This is a genomic window from Bradyrhizobium sp. 160 (assembly GCF_023073735.1).
Classification (GTDB): Bacteria; Pseudomonadota; Alphaproteobacteria; order Rhizobiales; family Xanthobacteraceae; genus Bradyrhizobium.
On sequence record NZ_JADPKD010000057.1, the window covers coordinates 173,410 to 189,734 of the forward strand.

The 16,325-nt window shown below is 64.6% G+C and carries 16 protein-coding genes and 1 pseudogene; 13 read left to right on the plus strand and 4 right to left on the minus strand.

Annotation, left to right across the window (positions count from 1 at the left end):
- Positions 1 to 5: 5 nt before the first annotated feature.
- The 7 genes from IVA98_RS23645 to IVA98_RS23675 all read left to right on the plus strand — a co-directional run bounded on the left by IVA98_RS23645 (position 6) and on the right by IVA98_RS23675 (position 5,322).
- Positions 6 to 422, plus strand: a complete 417-nt coding sequence (locus IVA98_RS23645) for a hypothetical protein (RefSeq protein ID WP_247306656.1) — start codon at positions 6 to 8, stop codon at positions 420 to 422.
- Positions 422 to 1,090, plus strand: a complete 669-nt coding sequence (locus IVA98_RS23650) for an OmpA family protein (RefSeq protein WP_247306658.1) — start codon at positions 422 to 424, stop codon at positions 1,088 to 1,090. The genes IVA98_RS23645 and IVA98_RS23650 overlap by 1 nt, the downstream gene beginning before the upstream one ends.
- A gap of 173 nt (positions 1,091 to 1,263) precedes the next feature.
- The gene (locus IVA98_RS23655) at positions 1,264 to 1,782 is read left to right on the plus strand and encodes an Mpo1 family 2-hydroxy fatty acid dioxygenase (RefSeq protein ID WP_247306659.1); all 519 of its coding nucleotides are present in this window, start codon (positions 1,264 to 1,266) and stop codon (positions 1,780 to 1,782) included.
- A 30-nt stretch (positions 1,783 to 1,812) separates the two neighbouring features.
- Positions 1,813 to 2,844: an NAD-dependent epimerase/dehydratase family protein gene (locus IVA98_RS23660; protein WP_247306662.1), complete on the plus strand. Its 1,032-nt coding sequence runs from the start codon at positions 1,813 to 1,815 to the stop codon at positions 2,842 to 2,844.
- 27 nt (positions 2,845 to 2,871) lie between these two features.
- Complete coding sequence (locus IVA98_RS23665) at positions 2,872 to 3,498, plus strand: methyltransferase family protein (RefSeq protein ID WP_247306663.1); 627 nt, start codon at positions 2,872 to 2,874, stop codon at positions 3,496 to 3,498.
- A gap of 170 nt (positions 3,499 to 3,668) precedes the next feature.
- Positions 3,669 to 3,878: a hypothetical protein gene (locus IVA98_RS23670; RefSeq protein WP_247306666.1), complete on the plus strand. Its 210-nt coding sequence runs from the start codon at positions 3,669 to 3,671 to the stop codon at positions 3,876 to 3,878.
- A gap of 142 nt (positions 3,879 to 4,020) precedes the next feature.
- Positions 4,021 to 5,322 (plus strand): PQQ-dependent sugar dehydrogenase, encoded by a 1,302-nt coding sequence (locus IVA98_RS23675; protein WP_247355627.1) that lies wholly within the window; start codon positions 4,021 to 4,023, stop codon positions 5,320 to 5,322.
- 4 nt (positions 5,323 to 5,326) lie between these two features.
- Here the strand turns inward: IVA98_RS23675 and IVA98_RS23680 are convergent, their stop codons facing one another.
- Positions 5,327 to 6,151, minus strand: a complete 825-nt coding sequence (locus IVA98_RS23680) for an aspartate dehydrogenase (protein WP_247306687.1) — start codon at positions 6,149 to 6,151, stop codon at positions 5,327 to 5,329.
- 136 nt (positions 6,152 to 6,287) lie between these two features.
- On the opposite strand from IVA98_RS23680, the gene IVA98_RS23685 reads away from it, so the two are divergent.
- Positions 6,288 to 7,361, plus strand: a complete 1,074-nt coding sequence (locus tag IVA98_RS23685; RefSeq protein ID WP_247306689.1) for a tartrate dehydrogenase — start codon at positions 6,288 to 6,290, stop codon at positions 7,359 to 7,361.
- Between the two features lie 154 nt (positions 7,362 to 7,515).
- Here IVA98_RS23685 and IVA98_RS23690 read toward each other — a convergent pair whose 3' ends face one another.
- Complete coding sequence (locus IVA98_RS23690; RefSeq protein WP_247306693.1) at positions 7,516 to 8,457, minus strand: LysM peptidoglycan-binding domain-containing protein; 942 nt, start codon at positions 8,455 to 8,457, stop codon at positions 7,516 to 7,518.
- 246 nt (positions 8,458 to 8,703) lie between these two features.
- On the opposite strand from IVA98_RS23690, the gene IVA98_RS37000 reads away from it, so the two are divergent.
- On the plus strand, positions 8,704 to 9,000 hold the full coding sequence (locus IVA98_RS37000; RefSeq protein WP_247306696.1) for a cytochrome P450: 297 nt from the start codon (positions 8,704 to 8,706) through the stop codon (positions 8,998 to 9,000).
- On the opposite strand, the gene IVA98_RS23700 is transcribed toward IVA98_RS37000, so the two are convergent.
- Positions 8,997 to 9,716: a hypothetical protein gene (locus tag IVA98_RS23700; protein ID WP_247306699.1), complete on the minus strand. Its 720-nt coding sequence runs from the start codon at positions 9,714 to 9,716 to the stop codon at positions 8,997 to 8,999. The genes IVA98_RS37000 and IVA98_RS23700 overlap by 4 nt on opposite strands.
- A 288-nt stretch (positions 9,717 to 10,004) precedes the next feature.
- Between IVA98_RS23700 and IVA98_RS23705 the strand changes: the two genes are divergently transcribed.
- The 4 genes and pseudogenes from IVA98_RS23705 (at position 10,005) to IVA98_RS23720 (ending at position 13,823) form a co-directional block, all read left to right on the plus strand.
- Positions 10,005 to 10,928, plus strand: coding sequence for an ABC transporter ATP-binding protein (locus tag IVA98_RS23705; RefSeq protein WP_247306702.1), 924 nt, complete (start codon positions 10,005 to 10,007; stop codon positions 10,926 to 10,928).
- Positions 10,925 to 11,686: an ABC transporter permease gene (locus IVA98_RS23710; protein WP_247278486.1), complete on the plus strand. Its 762-nt coding sequence runs from the start codon at positions 10,925 to 10,927 to the stop codon at positions 11,684 to 11,686. Before IVA98_RS23705 ends, IVA98_RS23710 begins: the two co-directional genes overlap by 4 nt.
- Before the next feature lie 338 nt (positions 11,687 to 12,024).
- Positions 12,025 to 12,807, plus strand: a complete 783-nt coding sequence (locus tag IVA98_RS23715; RefSeq protein WP_247306704.1) for a L,D-transpeptidase — start codon at positions 12,025 to 12,027, stop codon at positions 12,805 to 12,807.
- A 32-nt stretch (positions 12,808 to 12,839) separates the two neighbouring features.
- Positions 12,840 to 13,823, plus strand: a pseudogene (locus IVA98_RS23720) (glycerophosphodiester phosphodiesterase).
- Between the two features lie 134 nt (positions 13,824 to 13,957).
- On the opposite strand, the gene IVA98_RS23725 reads toward IVA98_RS23720, so the two are convergent.
- The gene (locus IVA98_RS23725) at positions 13,958 to 16,237 is read right to left on the minus strand and encodes a fused MFS/spermidine synthase (protein WP_247355628.1); all 2,280 of its coding nucleotides are present in this window, start codon (positions 16,235 to 16,237) and stop codon (positions 13,958 to 13,960) included.
- Positions 16,238 to 16,325 lie beyond the last annotated feature (88 nt).

The window sequence follows — 16,325 nt, forward strand, 5'->3', positions numbered from 1 at the left end:
AGCCCATGGTCCGGGGCTCCATCACATTGATCGTGCTTGCATTGGGATTGCCGTCGCTCGCAGCGGCGGAGACCATGAGCTTTGGCGATGCGATCGGCAAGCTGGCGGCGAGCTGCGGCGCGGAAATCGTCGCCAATTGCCGCGGCGTCAATCCGGACTCGACCCGCCTGAAGGAGTGCCTGTCGCGCAACCGCGACGTGCTGTCGCCGCAGTGCCAGAGCGACTATCTCGGCGTCTTCGACGCCATCCAGAAACGCGTTGCCGCGCGCGTCACGGTGGCGAACGCCTGCCAGCGCGAGATCGTCAAGGTCTGCGGCGGCTCGACCAGGGAGACCAGCAAGTCGATCCCCTGCCTGGCCTCGACCCCCAAGGGCATCAGCAACAATTGTCTGAAGGCCATCGACGACGCGGGGTATCGCTGATGCGCGCGAAGGGGCTCGCCACCGCCGGACTAGGCATCGCGCTGGGCTTCGTCCTGCTCGCGAGCGCGGCCGGCGCGCAGACGGCAGCACCGACCCGCGACGACATCGTCGGCAAGCTCAACCATTTCGAGGAAGCCGCCGAGGTCGATCTTCCCGCGCTGAAGCAGCAGGTGATGGAGCGCGCCAAGGCCAGGATCAAGAATGATCCCGGTCCGGTGAACCGGCCGTTGATCGCGCCCGACCTTGCCAAGCTGCCCGCCTTCAACGCACAGATTCAGTTCGACGCCGACACGCCGATCATCCAGCCGGCGTCTTACCAGACGGTGGGCCGCATCGCAGACGCGTTGGTGCATTCCTCGCTGCTCCCCTACACTTTCCTGATCGTCGGCCATGTCGAGTCCAATTCGAAGACGCGCGAGGCGAACGCGATCCTGAGCCAGCGCCGGGCAGATGCGATCCGCGACGTGCTGGTGAACACGTTCAAGATCTCGACCAAACGGCTGCATCCGATCGGCCTCGGTGAAGAGCAACTTCTCGACCGGGCCAAGCCGACATCCGCCGTCAACGGCCAGTTGCAGATCCTGACCTATGCCAGGTTGCCGGAAGAGCCTGCGCACCCTGCTGCGGCACCTGCGCCTGCGGCGAAAAAGCCCGCCAAGAAACGCTGAGCGCGTGCATCCCAGCGTCCAACGGAACCCTTTGAAGTTTTGACCATTTTGTGATCTGTCTCACAGCGCAACAGCACGGTTTCGCGCGACAATAGGGCCGGTTTGTGCACCGCCCGGTCAGGTGCTATAGGCTTTTTTCGTCCTTCCCCGAGCCTGTGCTGAACGAGAGCGAGATGGCTGGCTATTTTCAACGCCAACTGGCCGACTACGTCGAATATCATCGCGATCCCTGGAACTGCGCGATGCACGTGGTCGGCATCCTGCTGCTGTTCACCGGCGCCGTGCTGCCGCTGACCCTCGTGCATGTCTCCGTCTTCGGGATCGAGGTCAGCCTGGCGGTAATCATGGCGCTGCCCGTGCTGGTCTACTGGCTGATGCTGGACGCCGGGATCGGGTTCGCCATCCTGGTCGCGATGATCGTGCTGCTTTCGGTCGCAACCGCAATCGGCAATCAGGTCTCGCTCGCCATGATGTGGTCGATTTTTGCCGTGCTGATCGGCATTGGCGTCGCAGCGCAAATCGTCGGTCACAAGGTTTTCGAGGAACGGCAGCCGTCGATGGTCGACCACCCCACGCATTTACTGCTTGGACCGATGTTTGTCATGGCGAAATTATTCATTGCATTAGGCTTCCGTCGCGACCTTGCCGCGATTCTGGCGCCTCTTCCGGCCAATTCCCTTTCGACCCGATAACTTCCAGAAGCGAAACAGCAAACCGTCTTCATGGCTCTCGTACTGGTTACCGGTGGCAGCGGCTTCATCGGACATCATCTCGTAGAAGCGCTCCGCGCCCGCGGGCAGCGGGTGCGTGTCCTCGATGTCCGTCCGCCGGCCGCGGCGCACGCGGACGTTGAATATGCCCATGGCTCGGTGCTGGACCGCGATGCGGTCGATGCCGCGCTGGCAGGCGCCGATCAGGTCTATCACCTCGCCGGCCTCCCCGGCATGTGGGTCGCCAACAAGCAGGACTTTCACGAGGTCAATTGCCGCGGCACAGAAATCGTGCTCGCGGCCGCAATCAAGCGCGGCGTGTCGCGCTTCCTGCACTGCTCGACCGAATCGATCCTGTTCCCCTATTCCGACCTCAACGGTGTTCCCGCCGAAGAGGCGCTGCAGCCTGCCGATGCGATGCCCGGCGCCTATACGCGCTCGAAGTCGCTCGCCGAGCATTGTGCCGCGAAGGCCGCAGCAAGTGGCTTTCCGCTCGTGATCGGCACGCCGACCATGCCGATCGGTGCCGCCGACCACAATCTGACGCCGCCGACGGCGATGCTGTGGTACTTCCTCCAAAAGAAGGTGCAGCCGCATCTCAACTTCCTGGTCAACCTCGTCGACGTCCGCGACGTCGCGATGGGCCTCGTGCTAAGCATGGAACGCGGCCGGGTTGGCCAGCGCTACATTCTGGGCGGCGACTGCGTTCCGCTCGGCAACATCCTGCGGATGATGTCGGCGATGAGCGGCCGGCGGCAGTTTCCAATCGTCGTGCCCGGCAGGATCGCCGAGCTCTCCGCGGTCATGCTCGAATACATCGCCGATCGCATCACGCGCCGGCCGCCCAACGGCACTGCCGAGGGTGTGCGCATTGCGCTGGCCGCGAGCGACCTCTCGATCGGCAAGGCGCGCACCGAGCTCGGCTATTCGCCGCGTCCGATCGAGCCTGTGCTGCGCGAAACCATCACCCATCTTCTCGCCCGCAACGGTCAGTCGGCCTCCGGCGCGCTCGAGCATCACGCGCTCTCCTCGCGCGCGAGCTGAGCTTTCCGCCCAACGCAAAGAACCTTCATGTCCTTCGATTTCAGCAAGCTTCTCTCTGTCGCCTGGGGTGGTTGGACCACGACCTGGCCGACGCAACTGCTCGCCCTGATCTGGCTCGCCTGGCTCGTAAGCTGGGTCGGGGCCTCGTTCTGGCAAGGCCGCACCCAGAAGCAGGTGATGACGCTGGAATCCGGCCGCTATCGAATCCCGATCCTGGTCGGCGGCATCCTGTTCACGCCGTGGACGGCCGAAGTGCTGAACGAGAAGCCGCTCTGGGTCTTCAGCAACATCGGCGTCTACATCACGGCCCTGATCGTGCTCGCCGGCATCTCCTTCACCTGGTGGGGGCGGCTGCATCTCGGCAAGTTCTGGTCCAACACCATCACCCATAAGGAAGATCATCGCGTCGTCGACACGGGCCCCTACGGCATCGTGCGCCACCCGATCTATACCGGCCTGATCGCGGGCATGCTGGCGACCGGCATCGCGGTCGGCACCGTCACCGCAATCGTCGGCGCCATCCTGATCTCGCTCGGCATGTGGCAGAAGGGCCGGATGGAAGAGGTGTTCCTGTCGAAGGAACTGGGCGAAGACGCCTACGGCGCCTATTGCCGCCGCGTGCCGATGATCATTCCGTTCCTGTCGCCGCGGTGACGTAACCAGCCGCATATCGTCCGACGTCGTCCTGACGAAAGCTTGGCTATCTCCAGGACGACGCTGGGGAAGCAGTGCGTGGGACCGCATCAACCCTGCCTGTTATGAGGAACCACCGCTCCCTGCCCCGGTTACCCCACGACGCCTGCAACTAGCCGCAGAGCATCGCCATGTCGGATGCCTACGATTATTTTCGCGAGCACGCGATTGCCGCCGTCCGTAAGGCGCGGGCGTTGCCGCCCGGCCGGCCGAAGCGGAAGCAGCGCACGGTGGCGCGGGTCTATCACCTCCTGTCCAAGGAGGCCGCGCTTGCGCCGAACATCCATCATCTCGATGATTTTCGCGCGGCACGGCGGCTCGAGCGGCAGATCGGCCGCTGATCTTGGCGCATAGCCCGTCGGCGCTCGTCCCATGCAAATTCGATCGGCTGCCATTCCAATGGAATAGACCCTGACGACGCCCCGCACAGGTTGACGTCCGACCCGCCAGCCAGTTGGATGCGCGCGCAAACAGGGGCTTCTCATGACGTTTTCAGGCATCTTTGCGCAGTTCGTTGCGCTCCTCGGCGGCATCGCGCTGCAATGGCGGAAGCTATCGGGCACCGAGCCCGCACCCGCCTGGGGAGAGAAGCCTGCGATCCCCGAGGCCAAGCCGCAAGGCACGATCCCGACGCTCAAGATGCCGACCGCACGCGGCTGGAGCGCGGGCCAGAAGCCGTCCGTCGCGCCCGGGCTCCAGGTCAATGCGTTCGCGACCGGCCTCGATCATCCGCGCTGGATCGAGGTGCTGCCCAACGGCGATGTGCTGATCGCGGAAGCGACGCAGATCGCCAGCCCTCCGCGCACCGTGTTTCACTACGCGATGCAAGCGACGATGCGGCGCGCCGCCGCGCTCGGCGTTTCCGCCAACCGCATCACGCTGCTGCGCGACAGGGACGGTGACGGCGTTGCGGAGATTCGCGGCGCCTTCATGGAAAACCTCAGCCAGCCGTTCGGCATGGCGCTGGTCGGCGACACCTTCTATGTCGGCAACACCGACGGCGTGATGGCGTTTCCCTATGTCGCGGGCGCCGATCGCATCACTGCGCCGGGCAAAAGGCTCACCAATTTCAAGCCGGGCGGCCACTGGACCCGTAGCCTGCTTGCGAGCCCCGACGGCAAGAAGCTCTATGCCGGCGTCGGCTCGCTCAGCAACATCGCCGAGATGGGGATGGAGGTCGAACAAGGCCGCGCCGCGATCTATGAGCTCGACCTCGCCGCCGGCACGCATCGCATTTTTGCTGCCGGCCTGCGCAATCCGGTTGGCCTGGCTTGGGAGCCCACGACGGGCGTGCTCTGGACTGTCGTCAACGAGCGCGATGGGCTCGGCGACGAGACACCGCCGGACTATCTGACCTCGGTGCGCGACGGCGGTTTCTATGGCTGGCCCTATTGCTACTGGGGCAAGACGGTGGACGACCGCGTGCCGCAGGACCCGGCGATGGTCGCAAAGGCGCTGCAACCGGACTATGCGCTCGGCGGCCACACCGCTTCGCTCGGCCTGTGCTGGATGCCCGCGGGCACCCTGCCCGGCTTCCCCGACGGCATGGTGATCGGTCAGCACGGCTCGTGGAATCGCAGCAAGCTGTCCGGCTACAAGGTGGTGTTCATCCCGTTCGAGAACGGTCGTCCCTCCGGCCCCGCGCGCGACATCCTCTCGGGCTTCCTCGCGCCCGATGAGAAGGAATCCTACGGCCGCCCGGTCGGCGTCGCGATCGGCCCCGACAAGTCGCTATTGATGGCCGACGACGTCGGCAACGTGATCTGGCGCGTGACGGGCGCTTAGAGGATCACGTCCCAACGCAGAGCGTAGCGCGCTGCTTGCGCAGCAGCGCGATCACCGACAGCGCCGTGATCAACCCGGTCTTGGGATTTTCGGACGGGATGTTCTCGATTCCCATCGAGAAGCGTGCGGAATCTGCCTCGACCTCGATGCGGTGAACGTTGCGCGTCACGGTCGGGTCGGCCCAGATCTGCACTTGGGTGCGATCCGGCCCGACGCCGGCAAGCGACAGCGCGACCGCGACGTTGAGATTGGCCGGGAAACCCTTTGCGGCCTCGCGCGCGGTGCCTTCGAACAGCTTGAGCGGCTCGCGCAGCTTGTCGATATGGATGTTGTTTTCGAGGATGAACGGCGCGCCCTTCAAGCCGTCGATCGGCTTGCGCGTCACCATCTTCACCGAATGAATGGTGCCGATTGCGGCCGCGTTGACGGCGTCGAGCCCGATCAGCGCGCCGGTCGGCACGATGATGCGGCCGCCATTGGCGCGGGCGACATCGACGAGATCGAAATTGTCGAGCAGCCCGCCGACGCTGACCACGAGCGCGGCCTTGCCGCGCCTGACCGCGGGCTCGACGATCTCGCGCAGATGCCGGCTCGGTGCACATTCCACCACGATGTCGGCGGCATCGCCGAGCTGATCCATCGACAGCACGGATGGTGCGCGCCGCAGGCCATTGAGAAACGCTCGATGCTTGACGGGATCTCGCACCGCGACCGCCGACAGTGTCAGTCCCTCGATACCTTGATCCAATGCAGATGCGATCTTGGTGCCGATCGAGCCCAATCCCGCGATGGCAATCCGCAAATCGCTCGAAGCCTTGTGTTCGGTCATCGCATCCCACTTTCTGGCTGGATTGATGTCATAGCGTATCGTTTTCTGTATAAGCCAGTGCGAATTGAGCTCGCCTTGCCAGTCCCCGGCCTGGACTGTGATCCGCCGCCGCAATCCCACCGATACGGAGCATCTCATGCGCACCCATTCGATCGCAGCCATCCCCGCGGACGGGATCGGTCCCGAAGTCATCTCCGCCGGAATCCGCGTGCTGGAGGCTCTGGCAAAACGCAGCGGCGACCTCGGCTTCAACGTCAAAACGTTCGACTGGGGCTCGGACTATTACAAGAAGCACGGCGTGATGATGCCGGCCGATGGGCTTACCGAGCTGAAAAAATTCGATGCGATCTATTTCGGCGCGGTCGGTGCGCCCGACGTGCCTGATCACATCACGCTGTGGGGGCTGCGCCTGCCGATCTGCCAGGGCTTTGACCAATACGCCAACGTGCGGCCGACAAAAATCCTGCCGGGCGTCGCCTCGCCGCTGCGCAATGTCGGCGTCGGCGATCTCGACTGGGTGATCGTGCGCGAGAATTCGGAAGGCGAATATGCCGGCATGGGGGGCCGCGCCCACAGGGGCCTGCCGGAAGAGGTCGGCACCGAAGTCGCGGTCTTCACCCGCGTCGGCGTCACCCGGATCATGCGCTATGCATTTGAGCTCGCGCGATCGCGCCCGCGCAAGCTGCTCACGGTCGTGACCAAGTCGAACGCGCAGCGCCATGGCATGGTGATGTGGGACGAGATCGCGGCCGAGGTCGCCGCTGATTTTCCCGACGTCAGCTGGGACAAGATGCTGGTCGATGCCATGACGGTGCGCATGACGCTGCATCCGAAGAGCCTCGACACGATCGTGGCGACCAATCTGCATGCCGACATCCTCTCGGATCTCGCCGGCGCACTGGCGGGCAGTCTCGGCGTGGCGCCGACCGGCAACATCGATCCGCAGCGCCGCTTCCCCTCGATGTTCGAGCCGATCCACGGTTCCGCCTTCGACATCACCGGCAAGGGCATCGCCAATCCGGTCGCAACGTTTTGGACCGGCGCGCAGATGCTCGAGCATCTCGGCGAGAAGGATGCGGCGAGCCGGCTGATGGCCGCCGTCGAGCGCGTCTGCGCAGCCGGCGTGCTGACGCCCGATGTCGGCGGCAAGGCGACGACGAAGGAAGTGACGGATGCCGTGATCGATGCGATCCACGGGTCGAACGTCTGATCGCCACTCTCCGTGATGGCCGAGCTTGTCCTCGGCCATCCACGACCTTTCGTGCGGCACCAAGAACGTGGATGCCCGGGACGAGCCCGGGCGTGACGAATTTGCGGAACAGCCGGACGCTCAATGAATGCTGCTTTCGCAGCGATGATGCGCTCTACCTCCGCCCCGCGGGAGCCGCCGGCGGCGTCGCCATCGCGGCGGCCGGCGCCGGAGGGGTGAGGTGGCGCGGAACGATGATGGTCTGGCCCGGGACGAGCTGCGCGTTCTCCGGCAATGAATTGCTCTGCGCGAGCGACCACAGCGGCACGCGGTTGGCAGCGGCGATGCTCTCCATGGTGTCGCCGCGACGAATCGGCAGCCGAACTCCGCTATCCCACAACTCGACCAGTGCATCGCCGGGCACGAGATAGCGCAGCGGCACGGCGTCAGCCTGGGCCTGCGGTGGGATGCGCGGCAACTGCGTCACCATCTCGACGATCTGGCGATGGATGTCGTCGGACTTCTCGATGTTGATGTGCGAGACGCGCGCGTTTTCCTTCAGATCATAGCTCGCGTAATGGCCGCGAAAACCGGGCACCGCCACGACGTCGCCGCCGCCCAGCACGCTGTCGGACAGGAAGATGTTGATGAAGCGTTCGACATTGAGCGGGACGTCGCCGGTCGCATGCGCGGGATCGATGGCGATGACAAGGCTGATCGGGACGTTCTCCTTCGCCGCCATCTCGGAGATGACGATCGAGCACAGCCCGCCCATGGAATGGCCGACCAGCACGATCGGTGCCGCCTTCTCCTTGTAGCTGGCGATGACACGGTTGCCGATCAGCCGGCACAGGGTGAATTCATAGACATCGGCCGAGAAGCCGGCCTGGGTCAGTTTCTCGCCGAGCCGGTCCATGCCGGTCGAGAAGATCGGGCCCATGGCGCCGCGGAACAGGTAGACCCTCGGCGGCGGCAATGGCTCGAACGGGGGCGGCGGCGGCGCGGCGGGGACGGCCGCGGTGGCCTTGGACTTGGCCGGTGAGGCCGCGGCCATGCCGCTGCTCATGGCGAGCAGCGCAACCGCGGCCAGCGCGACTAGTCGCCTCAAATGAATCATCAGTCCACCAGTCCCACCACGGAAGGCAACAGCCTCCCTGCCGGGCTTAGTGACCACCGATTGGGTGGATTTTGGGGCACGGGAACCGGCTGCCCCCCTCGCAAATTCTATCGAGCTGCCGCGTATCCGCGGGAGATGACAGGCTTTGCGACGATCGGCCTCAGGCCGGCGTCGCGAGACGCTAAAGCGGCAGAATCCGGTTCAAGAGGTCGAGCAGCATGCGCTGCTCCGCCTTGCGGCGGCGGCGTGATCCCGGCGCATCGCAAGGTGCTGCTGTTCATGGCTTCCACCAACCGCGATCCCGCACGCTGGGACAGAGCCGACCGCTTCGACGTCGAGCGGGTTGCGACGGGCCATGTCGCCTTCGGCGCCGGCATCCACGCCTGCGTCGGCCAGATGATCGCGCGTCTGGAAGGCGAATTGATCTTAAGCGAGCTCGCAAGGCGCGTGAAGACCATCGAGCTCACGGCAGAGCCGAGGCGCAGGCTCAACAATTCGCTGCGCGGCCTTGCGAGCATGCCGGTGCGGGTGATGGCGGCCTAGTTCCTGGCCGGAGCCGTTGCCGCCGCCGAGCGCGCTGACCGCGGCACACCGGGCTCCGCAACCGGCACAGCCGGGGCGCGCGAGCGCATGATCGCGGCGTTGATTTCCGCGATGACGCGGCGCTGGATCGCCTCGTTCTTGTCGATCGAGATGTGGCCAACACCGGTGCCGCGAACATCGACATTGTCGAGCTTGCCCCGCAGGCCAGCCGCGGCCCGCACCGGCTCGCCGGGACCATCGCCGATATAGATGTTGATGTAGCGCTCGGCGCCGGTCGAGAGCTTGGTCTTGAACACGGAGTCGAGGCCTATCGCGAGCTTCACGGGAACGCCGAGCTGGTTCAGCTTGGCGATCATGTCCGGCAGCGCGGTCGCGCCCGAGGAATGGCCGACCAGGATGATGGTCTTGAGGCGGCCGGCCTTGTAGGCGATCGCCGCTTCATCGGCGAGCGAGGACCACGAGACGAAGTTGGCGACGGTCACCGGGATGCCCTGCGCCTGGAGCCGGGCGCCAATCGTGTCGAGCCCGAGCGAGAAGATGTTGAGCACGCCACGAAGCAGGTAGACATGCGTGGTCGCTGCCGCTGCCTGGCTCGGCGCGGCCTTGGCGCCGGTCGGGCTTATGGCAACAGCTGACAGCAGAAGCAGGCCCATCGCCCATATGCGGAGGGCGGACAACTGGCTGGCGCCGGCGGTGTGACGGCCGTTCGGTCTCATCGATGTTTTCCCTGGGGACGATACGCTTCGCGATTGGTCGGAATCGTAGCCACGGCCTGCTCGCAGACGCAACAAAGAGCCGCGTGAGCGACAATCTTAGCCGCGCTCCGTGACCATCGCGCAACACTCGCCTGAAACCTGCCACCGAAGGGCCTGTTTTGAGACCATTTTTCTCTGAGCAATTGCGACCCGGCAACGGCGTTCCTATCTCATGGCTCCGCTGGCCCGCCCTCCCGGGACGGGTTCCAGCCTCCCTCCCCAGCCTTTGCCCTCAGCCTTGCGGCCATCATGTCCCCTATCATTTCCGTCGCCAATCTGTCGAAAACCTATGGGTCCGGCTTCAAGGCGCTCAAGAACGTCAATCTCGACATCAAGCGCGGCGAGATCTTTGCGCTGCTCGGCCCCAACGGCGCCGGCAAGACCACGCTAATCTCGATCATTTGCGGCATCGCCAACCCGAGCGAGGGCAACGTTCTCGTCGGCGGCGAGAACATCCAGACCTCCTACCGCAAGGCGCGCTCGCTGATCGGCCTCGTGCCGCAGGAATTGCACACCGACGCGTTCGAGAGCGTGTGGGCGACCGTGAGCTTCTCCCGCGGCCTGTTCGGCAAGCCGAAGAATCCTGGTCACATCGAGAAGGTCCTCAAGGATCTCTCGCTATGGGACAAGAAGGACAACAAGATCATCACGCTCTCCGGCGGCATGAAGCGCCGCGTGATGATCGCCAAAGCACTGTCGCACGAGCCGCAGATCCTGTTCCTGGACGAGCCCACCGCCGGCGTCGACGTCGAGCTGCGCAAGGGCATGTGGGAGGTCGTGCGCGGCCTTCAGCAGTCCGGCGTCACCATCATCCTCACCACGCACTACATCGAGGAAGCCGAGGAGATGGCCGACCGCATCGGCGTCATCAACAAGGGCGAGATCGTGCTGGTCGAGGACAAAACGACCTTGATGCAGAAGCTCGGCAAGAAGCGGCTGACGCTGCATTTGCAGGGCAAGCTCGACGCGCTGCCGCAGAGCCTCAGCCATTATAAGCTCGACCTGTGCGATTCCGGCGCGACGCTGGTCTACGACTACGACACCAAGGGTGATCGCACCGGCATCACCAGCCTGCTCAGCGACCTCCGCACCGCGGGCATCCGCTTCAACGATCTCGACACGACGCAATCGTCGCTCGAGGACATCTTCGTCGATCTCGTGAGGACGTCATGAATCACCGCGCCATCCGCGCCATCTACCTGTTCGAAATGGCGCGCACCTGGCGCACGCTGCTGCAAAGCATCGTCTCGCCGGTGGTCTCGACCTCGCTCTATTTCGTGGTGTTCGGCGCCGCGATCGGCTCGCGCATCAGTCAGGTCGAGGGCGTCAGCTATGGCACCTTCATCGTGCCGGGCCTGATCATGCTCTCGGTGCTGACGCAGAGCATCGCGAATGCCTCATTCGGCATCTACTTCCCGAAATTTACCGGAACGATCTATGAAATCCTGTCGGCGCCAATCTCCTATTTCGAGATCGTGCTCGGCTATGTCGGCGCCGCCGCGACCAAGTCGATTATCCTCGGCCTGATCATCCTCGCCACCGCCGGGCTGTTCGTTCCATTGCATATTCACCATCCGGTCTGGATGCTGGCCTTCCTGGTGCTGACGGCGGTGACGTTCAGCCTGTTCGGTTTCATCATCGGCATCTGGGCCGACGGCTTCGAGAAGCTGCAGATGATCCCGATGCTGGTGGTGACGCCGCTGACCTTCCTCGGCGGCAGCTTCTACTCCATCGACATGCTGCCGGCCGGCTGGCGCACGGTGGCGCTGCTCAACCCGGTCGTCTATCTGATCTCGGGCTTCCGCTGGAGCTTCTACGAGATCGCGGATGTCAGCGTGTCCGTCAGCGTCGGCATGACGCTGGCATTCCTGGTGGCCTGCCTGATCGTGATCTGGTGGATTTTCCGCACGGGGTATCGGCTGAAGAATTGAGCCTGCCGTCATTCCGGGCGTGCGAAGCACGAGCCGGAATCCATCGTGCAGCAGAGTTGGTCGATGAATAGATACCGGGTTCGCCACTGCGTGGCGCTCCGGAATGACGAGGTGAGTTACCAATCGCCCCTTTGCCGGCGTTGTGAATGCACGTCCGGCTCGCGAAAATGTCAGCGCTGCCGGCCCCGTGCGGCACAAAGTGGCCTTGCTTACATCAGGCATGACGTTAACGATGGGCAGGCAGGCCACTGGAACCAACGCCGAATGACAGGCATAATGCACGCCGGGGACGGAGAGCCGCGGCGCCTAGCGTGAACAGGCCGGAGGCCGGAAGTCAGATGCGTACATTTTTGATTGCTTTCACATCCCTGATGCTTTTGAGCGCGGGCGCCGCGCACGCCAAGGTCGAGATCACCATCGACAAGGACAATCAGCAGATGACCGTCGCCGTCGACGGCGTCGCGCGCTATCACTGGCCGGTGTCGACCGGCATCCCCTCGCGCGAGACGCCGAACGGCGCGTTCCGCGCCTTCCGCATGGAAGAGGATCACTATTCCAAGGAATTCGACGACGCGCCGATGCCGCACGCGATCTTCTTCACCAAGGTGGGGCACGCCATCCACGGCACCGACTCGGTCGGCCGGCTCGGCTCGCCGGCTTCGCATGGCTGCGTGCGGCTGTCGCGTCAGAATGCCTCGACGCTCTACGCCTTGGTGCAGCAACAGGGCGTGCTCAACACCACGGTGACGTTGACCGGCTCGGCACAGGTGGCACTGGCGCGCAATCCGCGCGGCCGCAATCCCACCGCGGTCGCGCGCGCTCCGCAGCAGCCACCCGAAGAGCAATACAGCGCGGCCGGCGATCCCGTAAATCTCACACCGCCGGCGCAAGCCTCGCGCCGCTACATGCCGCAGGACGACAATTACATCTATCCCGCCGACGGCAGCGATACCGGCGCGCGCTACCCGGCACCGCGCCCGATCACGCGCCCCTATGGCACGCAGGCTTATCAGCAACTGCCGCAGCCAACCTACGACCAGGGCTATGGCCAGCAGGGCTACTATTATCAGCAGCAGCCCCGGCAGGTTTATCAGCCGCGCGGCTATTACTATCAGAACTGACGCTATCGCGTTCCCTCCCCGACCGAGGCACCATGCCGTCACGTGCCACGACCATTCTGCCTGTGCTCTGGGCTTTGCTAGCGGGACCGGCCATGGGATTCGACCTCGAGGCGCATCGCGGCGGGCGGGCGCTGCTGCCGGAAAACACCCTGCCGGCCTTCGCCAACGCGCTGTCGATGGGCGTAGACACGCTCGAACTCGATGTCGGCGTGACTGCCGACGGCGAAGTCGTCGTCTCGCATGAGCGCGGGCTCAATCCGGATCTCACGCGCGGCCCCGACGGGGCCTAGATCACTCCGCCCGGCATCCCGTTCGTGAAACTCCGGCTTGACGAGGTCAGGACCTACGACGTCGGCCGGATCCGGCCGGACAGTGCGTACGCGAAGCAATTTCCCGATCAGCGGGCCATACCGGGGACACGCATTCCCACCTTGAGCGAGCTGTTCGCGCTGGTGCGCAAGTCCGGCAACATGCGCGTGCGCTTCAACATCGAAACCAAGATCGATCCGAACCATCCGGACGAAACGCTCGACCCGCAGGGTTTCGTCACCAGGCTGCTCAGTCTGATCGAGGCCGAACAGTTTTCCGAGCGTGTCATGATCCAGTCGTTCGACTGGAGAACGTTACAGCTCGTGCAGCAGCAAGCACCGAAAATACCAACCGTGTACCTCACGCTCCAGCGCGGGTCAGGCCAGACGGTGGCGCTCGACAAAGCCACCAACTGGACGGCGGGCTTCAGTCCTGCGGATCACGGCGGCTCGCTGCCGCGGACGATCAAGGCCGCGGGTGGCGCGGTCTGGTCGCCTTATTTGGGCGATGTGACCGGGGCGCTCATCTCGGAGGCCCGGGGACTTGGATTGCGCGTCGTGGTGTGGACGGTCAACAAGCCCGACGACATGGCGCGGATGATCGAGCTCGGCGTCGATGGCATCATCTCCGACAGGCCGGACTTGTTGCGGCAGATCGCCGGCGAGAAAGGAATTGCGTTGCCGGCGGGGACGCCGGTGGCGCCGTAAGGTTTATCTGTCTTCATGCCCGGGCTTGTCCCGGCCATTCACGCGTTCCGTCGTCGTCCGAAGAACGCGGATGCCCGGGACAAGCCCGGGCATGACGACCTCTTGTGGATCTGCGCGCCATACCTTCGGCCGCCCTACTCCCCGTCCCGCAAGCGCCGATACAGTGCACCCAGAATATTGGAATAGTCGTCGGTCCAGACCCGCATCCTGTCGTCAGCTTCGGTCTGCTCCCATGACTTCGAGGAAGCCAGCCTGCCGATGTCCGCCTCCTCCCGCGCGGAGATGACGACGTCGGTCGAGAAGATGTAATCGGAATCGCGCCCGGAATCCTCGTTGAAGACCCAGCTCGTGAGATCGTTGGCATCGGCAATGCCGACCACGACGGTCTCGAGATCGAGATGCCGGTTGGAGACGTGCATCACCACGGCGCCATGCGGGGCGAGCTTGTCCTTGTAGATCTTCATCGCCTCCTTGGTCGCAAGGTGAATCGGGATCGCATCGGACGAATAGGCATCGACGATGATGAGGTCGTAGGCGCCGTCGGGCTCCTTTGCGAAGGTGAGCCGCGCATCGCCGATCACAGGCTTCAGATCCGGCAGACAGCTCGAGATGTAGCGGAAATTCCTGGGGTCGCGCGCTGCGTCGACCATGGATTGGTCGATCTCGAAGAACTTCCAACTCTCGCCGGGTTCAGCAGCACAGGCAAGCGTGCCGGAGCCGACACCGATCGCAGCAACCTTCAGTGGCGCGCCCTTGCGCTCGCGGATCGCGCTGACGGCCTGACCGATGCCGCCGTCCTTGTGATAGTAGGTGATCGGCTCGGGCCGGCCGACGACCGGCGTGCCATCATTGTTGCGGAAGCGCTCCGCGCCGTGGATCGTGGTGCCGTGCATCAGCACGTGGAAGTAACCGCCGGGCGTCACCACGATCTTGTGCACGCCGAAGAAGCTGCGCACGGTCGTGACGCGTCCCTCGTCTGCGGGATAGACCCGGATCAACGCCAACGCGAGGGCGACGGTCGCAAAGATCTTCCAGCGGCCGGCATTGAGCGTCAGCGCCAGAAGAGCTGCCAGCACGCCGACGGCGCCGGCGATCCAGACGCGATGATCCTCGAACCAGGTCGAGAGGTCGCCCGTCGTAGTGGACGGCGCGACGAGCGCCACCGCGAGCGCGGCGAGCGCCAGCCAGTACCATTTGACGATGCCCGCCAGCCGCTCGTTCGCCGGCGGCCGGCACAGCGCGGCGAGCGCAATCAGGATCGGGTATTCGGCGACCCACGAGAAGGTGAACGGCGCGACGAGCCCTGCGAACAGGCCGCCGACCATGCCGCCGAACGACAGCGCGACATAGAAGCCGGTGAGATATTTGGCTGCCGGCCGCGTCCGCGCCAGTTCGCCGTGGCAGGCCATGGCGATGAGGAAGAAGCACAATTGATGACCGCCGAGCGTGAGCAGCAGATTCTGCTCCCCGCCGAAAGCCAGCAGGACAACCACGCCTGCGATCGCCACCGGCTGGAGCATCAGCATCCATTTGTGCGGCAGCAGCGGACGCGACTGGAACACGACGACCCAGGTGAGCAGATACAGGGACAGCGGCAGCACCCACAGAAGCGGTGCCGCCGCGACATCGGTGGAGATGTGCGCGGTCACCGCGATGAGCAGACCCGACGGTACCGCGGCCAGGAAGATCCAGCGCAGCCGCGTCACCAGAGAAGGCGCCGACGCATTGCCCTCCTCCGCTCGCGCATCGACCACCGTCAGCTGCGGCGAGCGCAACAGCAGCACGCCGCAGGCAGCGATCAGCAGGATCAGAAGGCCATAGCCGGCGGTCCACAACCGGTTCTGCGTGTGCAGCGTGAACATCGGCTCCAGCAGGAACGGATAGGACAAAAGCGCGAGGAAGCTGCCGATGTTGGAGGAGGCATAGAGGAAATAGGGATCGTGCCCGGCGGGATGGCCGGTGCGGACGAACCAGGCTTGCAACAGCGGATTGTTGGCGGCGAGCGCGAAGAACGGCAGGCCGATCGAGACCACGAACAGGCCGAGCAGCCAGACCGCATAGCCCGAAGCGGGCGGCTCGCCATAGGCGGAGGCGATGCCGAGCGGCAGGGTCGCCAAGGCCGCGATCAGCAGCACCAGATGCACTGCGACCGGAACGATGCGGCTTTTGACCTGCATCAACAGATGCGCATAGGCGTAACCCGCCAGCAGCAGCGACTGGAAGAACACCATCGCGACCGACCACACCGCCGGCGAGCCGCCGAGCCGCGGCAGCACCATCTTGGTGAACAGCGGCTGCACCGAGAACAGCAAGAGCGCGCTGACGAAGATCGCGGCGGTGTAGACCGTCAGCAACAGCCGGTTGCGCGATGAGGACGACTGCTCCGTGGCGGCGGGTTGCACGATCGAATCCATGGAAGCTCCGGCAAGCGTTTTCCAGCGAAGTGGGCACCCGTTCGCGCGAGAGCACGCGTCGGACGATGCCCCCGGCGGGCGCCGGATG